Annotated in this window: 16 protein-coding genes; 10 read left to right on the top strand and 6 right to left on the bottom strand. The window is 43.4% G+C overall.

Annotated elements, in window-relative coordinates; translation table 11 throughout:
- Window positions 1-78: 78 nt before the first annotated feature.
- The gene (locus Q0C76_RS02790; RefSeq protein WP_295729453.1) at window positions 79-915 is read right to left on the bottom strand and encodes a DegV family protein; all 837 of its coding nucleotides are present in this window, start codon (window positions 913-915) and stop codon (window positions 79-81) included.
- Window positions 916-1,056: 141 nt separating this feature from the next.
- Here Q0C76_RS02790 and Q0C76_RS02785 point away from each other — a divergent pair, with 141 nt between their 5' ends.
- The 3 genes from Q0C76_RS02785 (at window position 1,057) to Q0C76_RS02775 (ending at window position 3,149) form a co-directional block, all read left to right on the top strand.
- Entirely contained in the window at window positions 1,057-1,551 is a 495-nt protein-coding gene (locus Q0C76_RS02785) for a DUF1836 domain-containing protein (protein ID WP_295729450.1), read from the top strand.
- Window positions 1,552-1,618: 67 nt separating this feature from the next.
- Window positions 1,619-2,386 carry a triose-phosphate isomerase gene (gene tpiA / locus Q0C76_RS02780; protein WP_295729447.1) on the top strand — a complete coding sequence of 256 codons (768 nt, stop codon included), beginning with the start codon at window positions 1,619-1,621 and terminating at the stop codon, window positions 2,384-2,386.
- 97 nt (window positions 2,387-2,483) lie between these two features.
- Window positions 2,484-3,149 carry a YoaK family protein gene (locus tag Q0C76_RS02775; protein WP_295729444.1) on the top strand — a complete coding sequence of 222 codons (666 nt, stop codon included), beginning with the start codon at window positions 2,484-2,486 and terminating at the stop codon, window positions 3,147-3,149.
- A gap of 167 nt (window positions 3,150-3,316) precedes the next feature.
- On the opposite strand, the gene Q0C76_RS02770 is transcribed toward Q0C76_RS02775, so the two are convergent.
- Window positions 3,317-4,357: an aldose epimerase family protein gene (locus Q0C76_RS02770; RefSeq protein ID WP_295729441.1), complete on the bottom strand. Its 1,041-nt coding sequence runs from the start codon at window positions 4,355-4,357 to the stop codon at window positions 3,317-3,319.
- 203 nt (window positions 4,358-4,560) lie between these two features.
- On the opposite strand from Q0C76_RS02770, the gene Q0C76_RS02765 reads away from it, so the two are divergent.
- Together Q0C76_RS02765 and Q0C76_RS02760 are read left to right on the top strand one after the other, a co-directional pair.
- Window positions 4,561-5,112, top strand: a complete 552-nt coding sequence (locus Q0C76_RS02765) for a TetR/AcrR family transcriptional regulator (protein ID WP_295729553.1) — start codon at window positions 4,561-4,563, stop codon at window positions 5,110-5,112.
- A 13-nt stretch (window positions 5,113-5,125) separates the two neighbouring features.
- Complete coding sequence (locus Q0C76_RS02760; RefSeq protein WP_295729439.1) at window positions 5,126-7,720, top strand: YhgE/Pip family protein; 2,595 nt, start codon at window positions 5,126-5,128, stop codon at window positions 7,718-7,720.
- A 59-nt stretch (window positions 7,721-7,779) separates the two neighbouring features.
- Here Q0C76_RS02760 and Q0C76_RS02755 read toward each other — a convergent pair whose 3' ends face one another.
- On the bottom strand, window positions 7,780-8,541 hold the full coding sequence (locus tag Q0C76_RS02755; protein ID WP_295729436.1) for an exodeoxyribonuclease III: 762 nt from the start codon (window positions 8,539-8,541) through the stop codon (window positions 7,780-7,782).
- Window positions 8,542-8,798: 257 nt separating this feature from the next.
- On the opposite strand from Q0C76_RS02755, the gene Q0C76_RS02750 reads away from it, so the two are divergent.
- From Q0C76_RS02750 to Q0C76_RS02740, 3 genes are all read left to right on the top strand, one after another.
- Entirely contained in the window at window positions 8,799-9,632 is an 834-nt protein-coding gene (locus Q0C76_RS02750; RefSeq protein ID WP_295729433.1) for a transporter substrate-binding domain-containing protein, read from the top strand.
- A 13-nt stretch (window positions 9,633-9,645) separates the two neighbouring features.
- Complete coding sequence (locus tag Q0C76_RS02745; protein WP_295729431.1) at window positions 9,646-10,797, top strand: ArgE/DapE family deacylase; 1,152 nt, start codon at window positions 9,646-9,648, stop codon at window positions 10,795-10,797.
- A 120-nt stretch (window positions 10,798-10,917) separates the two neighbouring features.
- Window positions 10,918-11,910: a D-2-hydroxyacid dehydrogenase gene (locus Q0C76_RS02740; RefSeq protein ID WP_295729428.1), complete on the top strand. Its 993-nt coding sequence runs from the start codon at window positions 10,918-10,920 to the stop codon at window positions 11,908-11,910.
- 54 nt (window positions 11,911-11,964) lie between these two features.
- On the opposite strand, the gene hflX is transcribed toward Q0C76_RS02740, so the two are convergent.
- Genes hflX through Q0C76_RS02725 form a run of 3 tightly spaced genes read right to left on the bottom strand, consistent with a single transcriptional unit; the run spans window position 11,965 to window position 14,630 of the window.
- Complete coding sequence (gene hflX, locus Q0C76_RS02735) at window positions 11,965-13,242, bottom strand: GTPase HflX (RefSeq protein WP_295729425.1); 1,278 nt, start codon at window positions 13,240-13,242, stop codon at window positions 11,965-11,967.
- Window positions 13,243-13,260: 18 nt separating this feature from the next.
- Entirely contained in the window at window positions 13,261-13,917 is a 657-nt protein-coding gene (locus tag Q0C76_RS02730) for a histidine phosphatase family protein (protein WP_295729422.1), read from the bottom strand.
- Between the two features lie 56 nt (window positions 13,918-13,973).
- On the bottom strand, window positions 13,974-14,630 hold the full coding sequence (locus tag Q0C76_RS02725) for a VTT domain-containing protein (RefSeq protein WP_295729419.1): 657 nt from the start codon (window positions 14,628-14,630) through the stop codon (window positions 13,974-13,976).
- A gap of 166 nt (window positions 14,631-14,796) precedes the next feature.
- Between Q0C76_RS02725 and helD the strand changes: the two genes are divergently transcribed.
- On the top strand, window positions 14,797-17,100 hold the full coding sequence (gene helD / locus Q0C76_RS02720; protein WP_295729417.1) for an RNA polymerase recycling motor HelD: 2,304 nt from the start codon (window positions 14,797-14,799) through the stop codon (window positions 17,098-17,100).
- Window positions 17,101-17,193: 93 nt separating this feature from the next.
- On the top strand, window positions 17,194-19,284 hold the full coding sequence (locus Q0C76_RS02715) for an LTA synthase family protein (RefSeq protein WP_295729414.1): 2,091 nt from the start codon (window positions 17,194-17,196) through the stop codon (window positions 19,282-19,284).
- Window positions 19,285-19,292: the final 8 nt, after the last annotated feature.

The following is a 19,292-nucleotide window of genomic DNA, read 5'->3' as shown; positions in this document are numbered from 1 at the left end:
TGTTGTAAATATATCACTGCAAATTATAAAACGCAAGTAAATTATTAAAAATTCTCATTCAATTTTAATGAAACTCCATTACTTTTCAAAGCCAATCATTAAACCACCATTTTCGGCGTAGTAAGAACAAAGCGCCCCGCATGCGGAAACGTTAATGATGGCACCGGGAAAGACTTGAGCAATTGTGGAAGCGAGCTGATCAGCTTGCGGGCGGCAATTGACGTGGTCAATGAACACGCGCCCCCCAACATACCCTTGTTTTTCCATAACTTGCGCTAGCTTGGGCAACAGGCGCTTACCACCACGCATTTTACCTAACATTTGAAATTCGCCAGTTGTGCTCGTGGTGCCATAAATAGAGAGGTGCAATAACCGTGTTAATTTAGCAATCGCCGGGCTGACTCGTCCGTTATTGGCTAAATTATTTAATTCAGTGAGGGCAAATAAGAGGTCAGTTTGATGAATCTGGGTATTCGTAATCTCGATGATTTCATCGAACGAGTAGCCATGGTTAATGGTCACCGCCAGTTGGGAGGCTAATAAACGAATTTGCGGGCCTGCCGACTTAGTATCGAAGACGTGAATACGGACACCTGGACGGTCATTCATGAACAATTCGGCCGCCTGTACAGCAGCATTATAACTACCGGAAAGTGCACTGGTGATCGTCAGTACGAAGATCTCGTCGGCCCCAGCAAAGGCTTTTAACCATTCGCCAACACTCGGGCAGGCGGTTGACGTGGGTGTTTTGGTGTTTTTTAACGCCAATAGAAAATTGGCAAGATCTAATTGCTCATTGTCTAACCATGCATGTCCATTCACCATGATGGTCAAGGGAACATTGGCATGGGGAATGCCACCGATTACTGGTGCAAAGCAATTTGCTCCCGAGTCTGTAATAATTTTAGCGGTCATTATAATTACCTCCGCAAATGATTTTGTTAAAGCATATTCGTTTTTAATATCCTTGTCAACGGTTTTCCAAAAACTTATCGTCGGATTTAATTGACACTCCGTGGCTGCTGTCGATAAAATATGCATTGGGAGGAATACGGAATGACTCTACAAAAATCCAGAGAATGGTTTGATTTGCCAATGTATCAGGAACTACCGGCCATGGGACTGTATCTTAAACAGGTTGTAACGTATTTACAACAAAGTGTTGCCCCGTTTGAAAGCGTCACGATTACCGATTCAATGGTCAGTAACTACGTCAAACATCGATTAATAAGCCGTCCACAAAACCGGCAATACAGTCGCGATCAACTGGCGCAATTATTATTTATTGTGGTGGCTAAAAATGTTCTCGAACAAAATAATTTACGAAAAGCCATCCGAATTCAGCAAGCAAGCTATCAAACGGAAGTGGCTTATAATTACTTTGTCCAGGAGTTGGGGAACGTGGCCCGTTACGTTTTTGGTCAGCAAACAACCCTCGAACACGTTGGTCAAGAGCACACGAAGCAAAAGCAAATGTTGCGCAACGTCATTATGGCCTTTGTGTATCGCGAATATTTATATCAGTTCTTTGATCAGGTTGAAGCAAATTAGTTTTGTTTAGCGAAACGAAATAGTAAAATAGACCCAACATGATGACGAAACAAGCGGAGGAAAGATCATGCGAAAGCCATTTATCGTTGCAAACTGGAAGATGCACAAAACGGTTCAGGAGTCAGTTGACTTTGTCAAAGCCATCAAGGATCACTTGCCAGATCCGCAAAAAGTAGAAGTTGGCATTGCTGGGCAGGCATTTGCCCTTTATAGCATGCAAGCAGCAGCCGGTAATTCGGGCTTGCGGATAATTGCACAAAACGGTGCACCGCAATTGTCCGGTCCGTTTACCGGTGAAATCAGTATGCGTGGGCTCAGCCAAGCTGGTGTGAGTCACGTGATGCTTGGTCATATTGAACGGCGACGGTTATTTAATGAAACCAACGAAGCCGTTCACCAAAAGGTTGAAACAGCGATCATGACCGGCTTGACCCCAATTGTTTGTACAGATGAAACCATGGTGCAGCGGGAAATGAATGGTGAGATTCACTATGTATTAAAACAACTGCAAAGTGTCTTGCATGGGGTATCTTTAGATCAGATTAGAGATATTATTATTTCCTATGAACCGAGCTGGGCCGTGGGGGTTGGCCAGCGCGCGAACACGGCGTTAGCTGAAGAAGGGTGTCGGCAGATTCGCCGAATGATTGCGGATATCTATACCTATGAGATTGCCGATAAGATTCGAATCCTTTACGGGGGCAGTGTGAACCCGAAAAACATTCAAGAAATCATGGCTAAACCAGATATTGACGGGGTGTTAATTGGCCGAGCCAGTTTGGATGTTGATAATTTCTTAGCGATGGCCAATTACCAACAGTCAAAGACTAAGTAACATGATTGATTTACAGCGTAGCAAAAAAATGGCTCCAGTGTCCGGCAACGCCGCCTCTGGAGTCTTATTTATGTTTAATGGGGATGGGGGATAATAAATGAATTGGAAACCAGCGGAAGCCCGCAGCCTGGCTGTGGCATTGACCTTTAGCGGTGGCTTCGTAGACGCTTATACATATATTCAACGTGGCCATACGTTATCGGCAGGTCAAACGGGGAATGTAATTTTCTTGGCCTCAGCGATGGCGGACCATAACTTTTTGGGGATGTTAAATCGGTTAAGCACCTTTTTAGCATTCTCATTGGGCTTAGCCGTGGTCGGCTTTTTGCATGCTCGGTTGAAAACTCAATACTGGCGAGTGATTTGCTTGTTTCCCATTTTACTAATTTGCGGGGTCGTTGGTTTTTTACCGCGGTCAATACCTAATTATTATATTGTGCCGACCATTGCGTTTGGCCTTGCAATGCAAAACGGGTCGTTCAGTAAAATTCAAGGGATGGGGTACAATAATACTTTTACCACTGGCAATCTAAAAAAGTCAGTGGTCGCATGGAGTGCTTACTTTTTTGGGGCTGATGATCAGCAATATACCGCTGCGGTGAACTACTTGTTATTAGTTTTAGCGTTTGCTGGCGGGGCAATTTGTTCAGCCATGTTACAACACCTGATGGGAATTCGAACCATTTGGCTGGCCATCATCTTACTGGGGATCGTGAACCTAAACTATGTTGTGAAGCTGCGTCGACAAACATTATTAGGATGACGCAAAAGGAGGCATAAGCTCGATAACTGAGATGAAGTACCAACAGCACAGTACACAAATAGGGGTCTCTAACGCCTGGCAAAGCCGAACGCTAAAGACCTATTTGGGCTTGCGGGGGTGAAGGAAGTCATAAATAAAAAACTTCCTTCACCCCTTTTTTGAATGGTTTAATATTTAATTTCGTAACGAATTTGGTGATGGACGGGCGCTAGCGGTCGTAAGGTGATATCGCCAAATTCAGGATGGTGGGGAGCATCAGGCAATGCCTGTGCTTCTAGAGCTAACGCTGCCCAGGATTTGCCGGGGCGATTTAACTTGACGGATGCTGGCAAGCCATTGGCTGAGAAAATTACGAGGGCGTTACGATCAGAATAGATTTTTAGCTCTCGACCGGATTGCGGATCCTTCAATTGCGCAATGGGGTCATTAGCAAATGTGGTACTTGGCCTGACGACAAAGAAATCATCAAAGCCCTGTTCGGGGGTCTTTAACATTTCATTGAGGGCGTGGCCGAGCACCTGGCCATTTTTGAAGTCGTAAGCCGAACCCAGATTTTCAACCAGCGCCCCTGTTGGAATCTTTTCATCATTCACGGCTAAGTGATAACGGGAATTAATGGTTAATTCTTGACCTTCAATTGTGTCCACGCCAGCATCGGCCAAGTTCCAATAAGCGTGGTTAGTTGGGTTAAACAAGGTTGGCGCATCAGATTCGCCAAACAGATCGATCGTGACGCTATCGTCACTATGAAGGGTATAAATCACGTGAATATCGGTGTCTGCCGGCATTCCATCATCTTCAGGGCGGTAATGATTACTGAGGATGACCTGTCCCTTGGTTGCTGAACTGACGGTCTGAACATGCCAGAAATGGTTTTGCCAGCCGTGGTCACCGCTATGGAGAGAGTTAGCCCCTTCATTAGCTTGGAGTGAATACTGCTGCTCGTCAATTTGAAAACGAGCCTTACCAATCCGGTTCGCCACCGGACCAATTAATTGACAAATGCTGTATCCAGCATCTAAATAATCAGCCATCGAATTAGCAGCGAGGAGCAGGTTGAGTTGTCCATTAACGGTTGGAACCGAGTATTCTTGCCAGATTCCACCAAAGTTAAGCACACTCATTTTGACGCCATGATCATTGGTGACAGTGTATTTAGTAACGTCATGGTTATTGACTTGACCAAAGTTTGCTTCTGTAATGTTCATGATTGATTGCCTCCTTATGCAAACGCTTGCATTTGTTATTTTACCATATTTGATGGTCGATTGGTTATACTAAGGCAAATGGAATAAAGAACAGCAAACGTCTTAAATAGAAATATCAGTGTTAAAATAGCCATACAGTCTTAATGAGGAACTAATTATAATTTTGCTTTGAAAAGTAGATAAGGAGGTGGAATCGGTTGAAAATGAATCGGACGGTCCGTGATTTTCAAAATGCTTTGGAAACGTTGCTGCGCACGAAGCCTTTCGAAAAAATCACGGTTGATCAAATCTGCGGGGAAGCTTTATTACATCGAAGTAGTTTTTATCGATATTTCCATGATAAATATGATTTACTGGAACAGTTAATTAATAACCGGTTGGATCAATTATCCAATGGAACGGCGGATGAAAATGCCTTTATTGAAGCAGCGGTGAATTATTTAAATGATAATAAAGCAATTTTTCGGCATTTGGCTGCTGATAATGCTAACAGTACTTTGTATACTGAGATGCTTAGGATTATTAGTGAAGTTCTAATTAAGCAGAGCGAAGATCAAACAAGTCAGGGACACGTCATTCAAGCGGTTCGTCATTCTGATAATCCAGAGCTGCAAGCCTGTGCCTTAGCCGGAGCAGTGATGGGAGCCTTTTACTGGTGGCAATCGAAAAATTATGACGTTCCGGTGAATGATGTGGTTGATTTTATTAAGCAATCTGTTTTACCATTCTCTACTGTATCGATAACAAAAGCATAATGGGGGAAAAACAATGTGGGAAATGATTAAAGCAGAATTTCGTCATATTCGGCGAAACCACCTGCTATTATTATCATCAATTGTTATTTGCTTTATTCCGTTTCTATATAGTATTTTCTTTCTGAAATCAGTTTGGGATCCGTACGGCAGCACGCAGGACTTACCTGTGGCGGTTGTCAACAAGGATGTTCCCGTTGATTATCAGGGTAAAGAGATGGCTGTCGGTGACCAGATGGTCAAGGAGCTAAAGCATAATAAACAACTTGATTGGAATTTTGTATCGCCTAGTGAGGCGAAGTATGGAATGTCGCATCGTAAATACTATACGGTAATTACCATTCCAAAAAACTTTTCTAAGAATGCGACGACGGTCTTAGATAAGAATCCCAAGCCAATGAATTTGAAGTATTCCACCAATGACTCATTAAATTACATTGGTTATGTCATGAGCCAAGTGGCCATGAGCAAGCTGAACGAACGAGTGCGGGCAAATGTCACGAACGCTTACGCAACGGCGATGTTTAAGGAACTGAAGGTGCTTGGCAAGGGGATGACTAAAGCTGCTGATGGTGCTAATCAATTAGATAATGGTTTGGTGACATTGCAGAGCGGTGTGAACCAATATGTTGCGGGAGTCTCCCAAGTTAATAATGGGGTTCAAACCTTACGGATGGGTGTCGCTCCATTAGCCGCCGGGGCGCAGCAATTAGCTAACGGGAGCGCTACTCTAGCTAGCGGGATTGCTCAATACACCGGTGGGGTTGGCCAGTTGGCAGGTGGCTTAAACTTGCTGATGGCTAATTCCGGTCAACTTAATTCAGGTGCTGGTCAATTAACGAGTGGTTTGAATACGCTAAGCGGTAATTCGCAGAGCCTGCGGAATGGTTCTGATCAATTAGCTGCCGGAACGACGCAATTAAACAATACTGTTAATAGTCAGTTAGGTAACTTACCGATTAATGACTTGATGGGCGCAATGGATAAGGCTCAGGCCTTGCAACAAAGCATGACCCAACTACAAAGCGGTTTAGCGCAGGCCAAGACGGCCCTAAGCGGGGTCCAAGAAAGTGCTGGTAAGTTAGAAGCAGCTGCTGGCTCATTGAATGGGGTCAGCCAGGCAGGCCAACAGTTGGGGAGCGTTGCACGAAGCGACGCGCAAATTGCTGCACAATTAGGTGAAATTGCTCGAACCACCAGTGACAACTCCATCAAGCAAAAGTTAGGTGGCTTAGCAGCCACGGCAGGTGGCAACGCTCAAACATTGAAAGGAGTTGGCACTGCGCTTGGTAAGCTCAATAGCCTTGGTTCTGCACTGCAAGAAATGCAAGCGCAACTAGGACAACTGTCGTCTATGAACACGTTGCTCAATAACGCCGATACGACCATTAATCAAGCTAACAGTTTATTAAACACGTTAAATGGTTATAAGCCAATGCTGACGCAAATGCCTGGTGCCTTGAATGAGTTGAAGGGAGCTACGAACAAGATTGCTGCTGGTGCCAACACTCTGAATGGCGGTGTCCAACAATACACGAACGGCGTTGACACGGCAGCTGCTGGTTCGAAAACCCTAGCGAACGGGGTTAGTCAATATACGGCTGGCGTTGCCCAAGCTGGCGCTGGGGCTGGTCAATTAACTGCTAACTCTGGCAAGCTGAATGCCGGCGCTGGTCAGTTAGCTGGTGCGCTCGGTCAATTAAATGGTCAGATCCCAACTCTAGTTGGTGGTGTCAATCAGTTAGCTAATGGGACTCAACAGTTGGTTAACAATTCACCAGCCCTTGTACAAGGGATAACGAAGCTCAATGCCGGTGCTGGTCAATTAGCTTCAGCGCTTGGCAAGGGTGCCAAGACTGTTAACGGCATTAAGCCAACCAAGAAGACGGCCAAAATGTTTGCTGAACCAACACGGGTTAAGCACAAGAGCTACAGCTACGTGCCAAACTACGGACACGCTTTAGCACCATACGTATTGTCAGTGGCCTTGTATGTTGGTGCCTTGATTTTCAATTTTGTTTATCCAATTCGTCGGGTGGCCATTCAAGGTCGTTCACCACTTGCTTGGTGGGCAAGTAAAGTTGTGCTGGGAAGCCTGATTATTACATTAATGGCAATTGCTGAAGGTGGCATTATGATGGCCCTTGGTTTAACGGTCATTCATGTTCCATCCTTCTTTGGCACGCTGATTCTCTTTGGCTTAGCGTCGATGGCAGTCGTGATGTTCCTATCAATGACCTTTGATAATCCAGGTCGTTTCATCGCCATGGTTCTATTAATGCTCCAACTTGGTGGTTCTGGTGGGACCTTCCCAATGCAAGTTACCATGAAGTTCTACAACGTCATTCACTTTGCCTTACCAATGACATACTCCATCCTTGGATTGCGGGATGGCATCAGCGGTGGCCTTGGTGAACACTATGTTGCCTTCTGCAACAGTGTCCTTTTGGGCATTACAATCGCCTTCTTCTTATTGTTATTAGTTGCAATGATTTGGTTGCAACATCATCATTTCGCGGGTAAGTCCGAATTAGATAATAACCAAGAATTGTTAGGTGAAGAAAAAGATGATGACGGGATGCATTTGCAAGACCGTGACCAAACAATTTAATTATGATTGATGAAAAGATCTTCAATGTGGTTTTGCACATTGAAGGTCTTTTTTGATGGTTAACTAGCGCTTGGTGCCAAGCCTAATTCAATGGGGCAATGGTTAGATCCATGAATTTGATCAAGAATTCGCGCGTATTGAACGTTGGCGCGTAACCGATGAGAAATCAGAAAGTAATCAACTCGGGTACCGTGGTTGATTTGACGGTCAGCCGGACATTGCCAGCGGGTATAGGCTTCTGGTTGGTAGGGATGACAGTACCGAAATGAATCGGTTAAGCCTTCAGTTAATAAATCGCCAAAGTTACGTCGCTCCGTATCAGTGAAGTTCGCAGATTGGTGATTAACGGTGGGATCGAAGATGTCAGATGGCTGGTAAGCAACATTAAAGTCACCACCGATAATTACGGGTTTGGTGGCAGTAAGGGCTTTGATAAAGGCTTGGAAGATTTGGTCCCATTGTTGGCGCTGCTTTAAATTAACTAGATGGTGACCGCTGAATGGTGAATAAACATTCACAAAGAAGAATTCTGGATATTCTAAGGTGATGGTTCGCCCCTCATTATCAAATTGGGCAAGGCCGAGCCCTTTAATCACCATTTGAGGTTTTTGCTTAGCAAAAATCGCCGTTCCGGCATTACCAGCTTGTTGAGCATAATTCCAATATTGATGGTACTGAGGAAGAGATTGGAGCCGTTCTCCAGCGGAAAGACGCAAGTTTTGGATACTAAAAATATCTGCGTTTAATTCTTGCATTACTCCCAAAAAACCATTTTCCATAATTGCATGAAAGCTATCAACATTCCATGACACAAGTTTCATCATGACCCCTCCTTTGCTAATCGCACGATGTTAGCTTAATTTTAATGGGCTCTGGAAAGGAAATACAAATAAAACGTTTTCTTGAATAGTATTTGAATATTTTTTCAAAAAATGCTTGCATTTATTCAAATGTGAAGTTATTATATACGCATAAATTGAATATTAATACGTATATGGGGGTATAAACGATGCGACGACGTATAAATATTGAGATTGAGTTGAGCGCAATGTAATGCATAAATAGGAGGAAGATTCAGATGAAAGGTCAGCATTTTAAAAAGTTAGTATTAGCAGCGTTAACTGTCATGATTGGTTTGAGCACGGTCCTTGCGGGCTGTGGCGCAAAAAAAGATAACAGTGTTCAAGCGATTAAAGATAAAAAAGAATTGGTAGTCGGAACTTCAGCAGATTTTGCACCATATGATTTTCAAATTATGAAAAATGGCAAGCAGCAAATTGTTGGTTACGATGTGTTATTAGCTCATCAAATTGCCAAAGAGATTGGTGTCAAGAAGGTTAAGTTTGTTAACATGGCCTTTCCATCATTAATTAACGAGTTACAGAACAAGAAAGTTGATCTTGTCATGGCCGGAATGGCTTATACACCGCAACGGGCCAAAGTAGTTTCTTTTTCCGAAGGGTACCATGATGGCGGGCAGGTCCTCTTAGTTTCACCGAAGAATAAAGATAAATATGCTAATATTGCTGCACTGAAGGGAGCAACGCTAGGAGCTCAACAGTCCTCTGAACAAGAAAAGATTGGTAAGAAGCTCAAGGGTGTTAAACTAGTTACCGAAAGTTCAAACAATACTTTAACTCAAGAATTGCAAAATGGTTCTATTGATGGATTAATCACTGGTGATGATACGGCCGAAGCGTACGCCAAGGAACACCCTGATAAGTACGCGGTTGCTAACCATATTAGTTTTAAGTACAACAAGAAAGAATCCGCAACCCGGGTGGCTGTTCGGAAGAATGATAAAGCACTGCTGAAGAAAGTAAATGCCACGATCAGTAAAGATAAAAAGAATGGCATGCTGAATAAGCTTTATCATCAAGCACAAGACATTCAAGTAGCTAATAATAAGTAAAGAGGGATTGATCATGACTAAAACAGAGCAATTAGCGATTTTAAAAAAGATCATTAGTATTCAAACCGTCAATCAAAATGAGGCAGAATTAGCAGATTACATTGCTAGTTTGTTTGCACCATATGTGGGCAATGGTGTCAAGATTGAAAAGGTCAACTATGCTCCTGGTCGTGATAACCTCGTGGTCACCATTGGTAATGGCGGTAAGGTACTGGGCTATTCAGGACATCTGGATGTCGTTGATCCAGGTGATTTAGCTGCCTGGGATACGGATCCGTTTAATCCGGTGGTTAAAGATGGCAAGTTATACGGTCGTGGTGCTTGTGATATGAAGAGCGGGCTTGCGGCATTGGTAGTGGCATTATTAGAGATGCTAGCAAAAGGTCAGCAACCAGCAGGTACCATCAAACTATTAGCAACCGTCGGCGAAGAGACAGGTAACTATGGTGCTGGTCAGCTGACGAAGGAAGGCTATGCGGATGATCTTGATGGCTTGGTTATTGCAGAGCCACAGGATGACTTGCAAGCCATTACGTATACCTGCAAAGGGGTAATTGACTATCATGTTACTTCAGTTGGCAAAGCGGCACATAGTTCACGTCCGGAAATGGGGATTAACGCAATTGATAATTTGCTGGAATTTGCTCACCAAGCGAAGGCGGCGCTGGCAAAGTTTGATCATACTGATCCAGTCCTGGGCAAACTAACCCACGTGATTTCGTTGATTAATGGTGGTGAACAGATTAATAACGTCCCCTCAGCAGCCACCCTCGGTGGTAATATTCGGACCATTCCTGAATATCCTAACCAGGTGGTTTATGATGAACTCGAAAAAATTATTACAGACTTAAATCAACAACCTGGGGTTAATTTAAAGATTAAGTACACCTTCCCCGAAGAGCCGATGGGCGGGAATGCAGATGCTCCATTGATTAAGTTGGCACAAAAGGTGGCCCAGCAATCACTCGGGATTACGCCACAACCGATTGGGAGCACTGGTGCTAATGATGGTCAGGAATTTACTCAGGCCAAGAAGGACTTTACTAGTATCATTATTGGCCCCGGAGGAAATGTCTCCCACATGCCGAATGAATACGTGACCCTGGATGCTTATTACAATGCCATCCACTATTACCAAGATTTTGCGCAAGCGTTCTTTGCATAAGCTGCGATTTAAGACTTTACTAAACGAATCAGTTACTGCGACCTGATTCGTTTTTTTGTCGTTAAAATCGTGTATACTAGACGGTGTAGAGCTAGTATTTTTCTGAAAGGGGACACATTTATGAAGATTATTATGTTTGGCACGAAGCCAATTGAAAAATCGTTTGTTGAAGCTTGGGAAAAGAAGACGGGCCATGAGGTTAAAATGGTCGCTGACATTCTTAATGACGAAACTGTCGATCTAGCTAAGGGGTATGATGGTGTCGTTACTCAACAAACCCAGTCCCTGGGTAGTAGCAAAGTCTATCAGCAACTGGCTAGTTTTGGGATCAAGCAAGTTGGTTTACGGACGGCTGGCTATGACATGGTGGACTTAGACGCTGCTAAGGCTAACAACATTGCCATTACACGGGTTTCAATCTATTCCCCACGGGCAATTGCCGAAATGGGGGTCACTCAGGCAATGTACCTCAATCGGAAGATTGGATTATTCAACCAACGGATGACCAACGATCATGATTTCAGTTGGGCGCCAGATTTGGTATCTAACGAAATCTTTAATCTGACGGTCGGTATTATTGGATTAGGACACATTGGCGGTGCGACTGCACAAATTTATAAGGCCCTGGGTGCGAAGGTGATTGCTTATGATCCATTCTATGACCCAGAACAAGAAGCCTTTGTAGATTACACTGATTTAGAGACTGTGCTTCGTGAATCTGACATTATTAGTCTCCATACACCATTGTTCCCAAGTACGAAGAACATCATTAATGCAGACGCCTTAAAGAAGATGAAGAAGTCTGCCTACTTGATTAATATGGCACGGGGTGGCTTAGTTGATACCCAAGCTTTGATTAAGGCACTTCAAGACGGTGAAATTGCCGGTGCCGGGTTGGATACTTTAGCAGATGAAACAACTTACTTTGGCAAGCAAGTCAGTGCTGATCAAGTTCCTGACGACTACAAGACGCTGGCAGCCATGCCAAACGTTGTGGTTACGCCACACGTTGCCTTCTTTACGAAGACATCAGTCCGCAATATGGTAGAAATTGCGCTGAATGATACCGTGACGCTAGTTAAAGGCGGTAAAACCCGGAACATGGTTCGTTAATTTAGTAAGCTAATTCAAAAATGGGATTGCTGATATTTCAGCAATCCCATTTTGTTATTCAACGACATACTGATTAAAGCGTTGCAAGTCACGCGGACTAATTTCCACTTGCAACAGTGTTCCATCATTTTGGTAGTCAGTATTAGTAATGTTGGCGTGTTCGTTGAGGTATGAAACGACATGACCATCAGTGAACGGAATCAGAAGTTCAGCATCCACGTAATCGTCAAACAGATGATCCTTGATCGCTCTAATGAATAAATCCAATGATTTTTCATCCTTAGCGGAAATTACCAGGTGATCATCACCCTCCATAGTTGGGAATTCCAGATCAGTTTTGTCGGCTTTATTAAAGACGTAAATCATTGGCAGATTATCGATGCCAATCTGGTGAAGGGTCTTCTCCGTAGTTTTAATCATTTCGTCACGATGCGGATCGGAATAATCCACGACCTGGATTAATAAGTCGGCCTTCGCAGCTTCGGTCAGGGTCGACTTAAAGGCTTCAATCAAGTGGGTGGGCAGCTTCGAAACAAAGCCGACAGTATCACTTAAAATAAACCGTTTTTGATCCGGAAGCGTTAATTGTCGGACACTGGTGTCCAAGGTGGCGAAAAGCATATCCTTTTCCAGCACTTCCTTTTCCCGGGAAATCCCATAGCGTTCAATCATCTTATTCATTAAGGTTGACTTACCCGCGTTAGTGTAACCAACCAAAGCGGCGGTTGGAATAGCACTCTTATCCCGCAGGGCCCGTTTAGTGGCTTCCGATTTATTGATTTCTTTTAACTCGTGACGGAGGTGGCTAATGTGTTTTTGGATCACTCGCCGGTCCATTTCGATTTTAGTTTCCCCGGCACCACGGTTGGTAAAGCCGGCGCCACCACCAGTTTGCTGGTCTAATCGCTGGTTAGCGGCGGTGTGCAATCTAGGGAGCCGATATTCCAGTTGGGCAATTTGAACCTGGATTTTAGCTTCTTTCGTTTGGGCTCGCTTGGCGAAGATTTCTAAGATCAAAGCCGTGCGATCGATGACCCGGACCCCCACTTCATCGTTTAAATTACTGAGCTGACTTGGTGACAACTCATCATTCGTAATGACAGTGGTAACTTGTTCAGCGACCGCAGTATTTTTGATTTCTTCAATTTTACCGGCACCAAAATAGGTGGCTGCGTTGGGCCGATCAAGAACTTGATCAATCCGGTCAACCACATCCATTTGGTTGGCTTGGGCAAGCTCTTTGAGTTCAATCATGGAATAGTCATAATCTTCTTGGCCGGTATTTAATCCGGTCACAATCACTTTTTCATCAGCTTGTATGGTGGTATCCATGGATGTGTATAGTCCCCCTTACTTATCTGGAATTTTTAATTGGTTGTAAAAGTCAACAGTGGTGGAATTATTCGTTAACGTCAATTTGGTAATTGAACCATTTAGTGGCGCCGCAGAGTAGTCGCCATTGCCAAATCGATTAACAATCGCTGAAATGGTCATGCCATGAGAAACAACGACGCTGACACTGCCATCTGGTAAGGCCCGCAGCCGATCAAAGCCAGGGTCAAGCCGTTGCCAAAACTGGTCGTGATTTTCGGCGTCATGGAAAGGATCACGCTCAGCAATCAAATCTTGCATTTTCGGCAGGCCGTACTTAGCAATGATTTCACGAAAATTAATAAATTGTTCCGGTGCACCAACCATGATGGCACTTTGATCATCGTCGGCACCTTCAAAGTAGCCGAAGAACTCTTCCCGAAAAGCGGGTTCTTGGATGGGTTTCTGAATTTTGTTTGTGGGATGATTTTGTAAAATTGTTTTAGCGGTATCAACAGCCCGTTTTAAATCACTGCTGAACAAATAGTCAAAGTCGAGATGAGCAAGCGCTTGACCTGCTTGAGCGGCGTCTTCCCACCCCTTGTTTGTGAGCGGGGTGTCTGACCACCCTTGCATCCGACGATACTTATTAAAGAAAGTTTCGCCATGACGGATGAAATAAACCGTATTTGCCATAAAGCGCCTCCTGTTAAACCGTAATATTATTAATATTCTACCATAGTTCGGAATGGTTATTTCATTAGATTATTTTTCTTAATTAGTCGTCGACGGATCAGCCGGTTAATCGTTAAAATCAATGCCGGCAACATTAGAATCATGATTAGGATCAACAATAATAATGAAAAGTGAGCTTTGACAAACGGAATCGTTCCTAAGTAATAGCCTGAGAGGGCAGCAATGAGGACCCAGAGGAGGGTGCCACAAAAATTAGCCACGATGAAATGGGAAAATTTAAAACCGGCCGAGCCAGAGATGAGCGGGACAAATGTCCGAATCAATGGGACAAACCGTCCGAAGATCACCGCAATAATGCCATGCTGTTCAAAAAAATCATGAGCTAGTTGCCAATTAGGGCCCATCACTTTTTTTCGTAACCAAGGCCACTTAATCAGGTGAGTGCCAATGGTGTAATTCACAATATCGCCAATGAAGGCGGCCACGAAAAAGCCGCTAATCAGAACGCTAATTTTAATGGAATTCGTATTGAGGGCAGCTAATGAGGAGGCCACAAAAATCAAAGATTCACCTGGTAACCACGGAAAAATAACTAACCCGGTTTCCATAAAAGTGATCAAAAACAAAATCAGGTAGCCCCATGCACCAGTAGCATTAAAGATTGGAATGATCACTTCCGGAAGGTGGGTTAAGCCATAAATTAGTTGTTCCATGCGCGGGGCCTCCTTTAAACAGTCGTTCTAATGCCATTGTAAACTTCTTTTGTCAAGAAAGGTCAAAACAGGTTGTGCTTTATAACTTTTTTACGCTTTTAGCGGTGGAATTAGTTGACAAAATGATATAATAGATAAATTAAAAATACGTAAGGGAGTACGGATTGTGACAGAAGAAATCATCAAAAAAGAACAAGCCCATCTTGATCATGTTATTCAGGAGATTAAGCTTGCTGAGAAGAAGGCGACGAAAAATATTTCCACAGCCAAAAAAGATATTCATAATCTAAGTAAGCAGTTTGACACAATCCACATGAATACAACGACATATTCAGGCATGATGGACACGGCTATGTCAGTACGAACCCAGCAGCAAATGCTCGATGAACGGGAAAATAGCTGGCAGCATGCTGCCGATCACTTATCAACCTTGCAACGACTGGAAGCTAAACCGTATTTTGCGCGGATTGATTTTCAGGAAACAAATGGTAGTCACCCTGAAACAATTTACATTGGCTTAGCATCGTTTTCTGATCAGCCGGATCACTTTTTAGTTTATGATTGGCGGGCACCGATTTCTTCCATTTATTATGATGGTGAACTCGGGAGGGTTTCTTATGCGACGCCAGATGGTCAGGAAACGGTCAATGTCAAATTAAAACGCCAATTTCAAATTGAAGACGGGACAATTGTCACCCTGTATGATACGGATGAAGCGGTGACCGACCAAATGCTGCTGTCCGCTTTGAGCAATCATTCCAGTACCAAGATGAAGAGTATTGTGTCGACGATTCAAAAGGCACAAAATGCCATTATTAGAAATACCAAAGACGACTTACTATTTGTTCAAGGAGCGGCCGGTTCTGGTAAGACGGCCGCGGTGCTGCAGCGGGTTGCCTGGTTGTTATATCGTTACCGAGGCAATCTATCAGCTTCTCAGGTAGTCCTGTTTAGTCCCAACCAACTCTTTAATGATTATATTGATCAGGTCTTACCTGAACTCGGTGAACAAAATATGGTCCAATTGACCTACTATCAGTATGTGAACCGGCGGGTACCACGCTTGCAAGTGGCCACCTTGAAAGAACGGTTTGAACAAAGTGACCATGACGTCAATGACCGCGTCGTGCGACTGCTGAGTAGTCTCGATTACTTTCGGGCAGTGACCAGCTATGCCAAACGACTCGGGACGGATTGCCATCTCCGCTTTCGCAATTTGAAGTTTGGCAAGCAGGTTTTTGTGGCTAAAGACAAAATTAAAGATATTTACTATTCCTTTAATCATACGTACAACCTCGGCAACCGTTTAGATGGAACGAAAGAAGAGCTAACGAAGTATCTTAACCGGCGGATCAGTTCTGAAATGCGCGCCAAATGGGTAGAAGAACAAATTCAAAGTATGAGTAAGGAAGAATTAAACGTCCTGTATGCCCAGCATCCACAAGCCTTTGCCAATGATAATGAAGAATATCGTTTTCTAGCCCGGATGATTGTGATTAATGCTTTCAAGCCCATCAAACGGGCCATTGATCATAACCGGTGGTTAAATATTAACGCACAATATATTCATCTCTTAAGGGTGACACCTAAAATTATTGATCTAGCGAAGTTTAAGATTACGGCTGAAGAATGGCAGCATTATGTCGACCAGCAAGTGACTGCCTTAAAGAACCGACAAATTAGTGCCAATGGCATTTCAGCCTATTTGTACCTCTACGATCTTTTGACGGGGAAACGCGGTGAACGGGAAATTCGTTACGTCTTTGTAGACGAAGTACAGGATTACGATGCCTTTCAACTAGCATACTTAAAGTTTACTTTCCCACGGGCAAAGTTCACATTATTAGGGGATCTGAACCAGGCGATTTTCACTCACGAAAATAGTAAAAATCTGCTAAAAGAACTGGGGACAATGTTTGATCCTGAAAAAACAAAAGTGGTCCAGCTGACCAAGTCGTACCGTTCGACCAAGCAAATTACCGATTTTACTCGGGAAATCTTACTTGATGGTGAAGCAATTGAAGCGTTTGACCGTCCTGGTGAACTACCACAGGTTATGATTAGTAAGGATCGTGATGCTGCGGTTCAAGATGTGATTACGACTTTGCAAAAGTACCAAACTGCGCATGATAAAATCGCGGTGATTGGTAAAACACTGGCGGACAGTGAACAAATTGCCAGCGCGCTTAAAGAGCAGGGTGTTGATAATACGCTGATTCGAACCGAAAACCAACGACTGGTTGATGGGGTGATTGTGGTGCCATCCTACCTCGCCAAGGGGTTGGAGTTTGACGCGGTCGTTGTTTGGGACGCCAATGACCAGAAGTACGTGGCCGATGATGAACGGCAGCTATTGTACACAATCGCTTCACGTGCCATGCATGCGTTGACCATTACGGCAGTTCAGCATCTTACACCATTATTAAAACGGGTGAATCCAGCTTTATATACAATCGATGATAATTCTTAAACTTTTCGCAAAGACCAAATAATGGGCGTTGCGCATCCATCATTTTAGGGTATGATGGTAAATGTTGAAAAAGATGATGGAGGAAGAGCATCAATGAACACTGCGTTGGCAAAGATAAGACGCGGCCTGAATACTAAATTAGGCTTCTTTATATTTTCAGTACTGTTATTTGCAGTCAAAAGTTACTGGGCGTACCAGACTAAGTTTAACCTCGGGGTTAAGGGTGGCGTCCAAGAGTTTTTACTAGCTTTTAACACCCTGCCAACAGCCATTGTTTTTCTAGGCATTGCGCTTTATTTCAAGGGGCGACTTTCCTATTGGTTAATGAGCATCATTAACTTTTTACTTTCAACCTGGCTATTTGCAAACATTTTATATTATCGAGAGTTTTCTGACTTTATTACCTTTAACGTCATTAAGGGGAGCGGAGCGACTTCCAATAATCTCGGCAAAAGTTTGCTGGGTATTATGCGGCCAAGTGACTTTTGCGTTTACCTGGATGTGTTAGTCATCGTTTTGATCCTGCTTTTTCACGTGATTCGTGTGGATATGCGATATTTTAAAATCCGCTATGCGGCCACCATTACAGTGATTGGTTTGGCGCTTTTTGGTGCCAACCTGGGGATGGCAGAAGGCAACCGCAGTCAATTATTAACGCGGACGTTCGATAACAATTACATCGTAAAGTACCTGGGCCTGGAAGCATATACGATTTATGATGGGGTTAAAACCACGCATAATAGCGCAATTAAGGCCCAAGCTAACCAAAAAGACATGGCACCCGTTCAACGGTGGATTAAGAAAAACTATGCGGCACCGAATATGCAATATTACGGTAAGGCCAAGGGCAAAAACATTATTATTATTCACCTGGAAAGTTTCCAGCAGTTTTTAATTGATTATAAGGTCAACGGACAAGAAGTTACCCCGAACCTGAATAAGCTCTATCATGCTAATAATACCCTATCCTTTGACAACTTCTTCCATCAGGTTGGTCAAGGAAAAACGGCGGATGCTGAAATGATGTTGGAAAATTCATTATTTGGTCTGCCTGAAGGGTCAGCAATGGTTACTGATGGAACAACTAACACGTTTCAGTCAGCACCCGCCTTACTCCATCAAAAACTGGGCTATACGACCGCCTCTTTCCACGGTGACGTGCCGAGCTTTTGGAATCGTGATAATGCTTATAAGTCCTTTGGTTATGATTATTTCTTCAGCAAAGAGTATTATCCAAAGACTAAGAATGGTGAAATCGGGTATGGTATGAAGGATAAGATCTTCTTAAAGGATTCAGTTAACTACCTAGATCAGTTGCCACAACCGTTCTATGCGAAATTAATTACGGTTACAAACCATTATCCATACTTATTAGATAAGAAGAACAAGTCCATTGATGCTCTTAAGACGGGTGATGATACGGTTGATCCGTATGTTCAAACGGCTCACTACTTAGACCAGTCAGTTGGTGAACTGCTTAATTATCTTGATAAGACCGGTTTACGGAAAAATAGTGTTTTGGTTTTATATGGAGACCACTACGGAATTTCCAATAATCACCAGCCAGCGATTGCCAAGCTTTCTGGCAAGAGTTCGGTGAATAATTATGACTTGGCAATGTTCCAAAAGGTACCATTTATGATTAATATGGATGGTTTACAAGGGGGCATTAATCACACCTATGGCGGGGAAATTGATGTTTTGCCAACCTTGGAAGACTTGCTTGGCATTAGTTCAAATAAGTATATCCAATTTGGTCAAGACCTGCTTTCTAAGCAAAATAAGCAGATTGTGCCATTCCGGAATGGTGATTGGGTCACGCCAAAGTATACGAAATACAATGGCGATTACTACAATACCAAGAGTGGTAAGCAGATTAAGCATTTATCTGCTCGTCAGCAAAGCACCGTTGATAAAATTCAAAAGTGGGTTACCACGGATCTTGGATTGTCTGATAAGGTCATGAACGGTGATTTACTCCGGTTCTACAATTTACCTGGCTTTAAGAAAGTCAACAAGAAAGAATATTCTTACAACATGAAGAAGGCCTTGAAGAAGTTAAAGACCGATAAGAAACGGAAAAATAGTGTTCGTTCACAAAATGGCGGGAAAGCCACTCTGGATGACTACTCCACCGATGCGCCTGAACTAGAAAATAGTTCGCACCGTAAATTTCCGCAATAAATCAATTA

It is taken from the genome of uncultured Limosilactobacillus sp., from assembly GCF_934202705.1.
Taxonomy (GTDB): Bacteria; Bacillota; Bacilli; order Lactobacillales; family Lactobacillaceae; genus Limosilactobacillus.
This window is presented reverse-complemented; position numbering and strand designations above follow the sequence as displayed.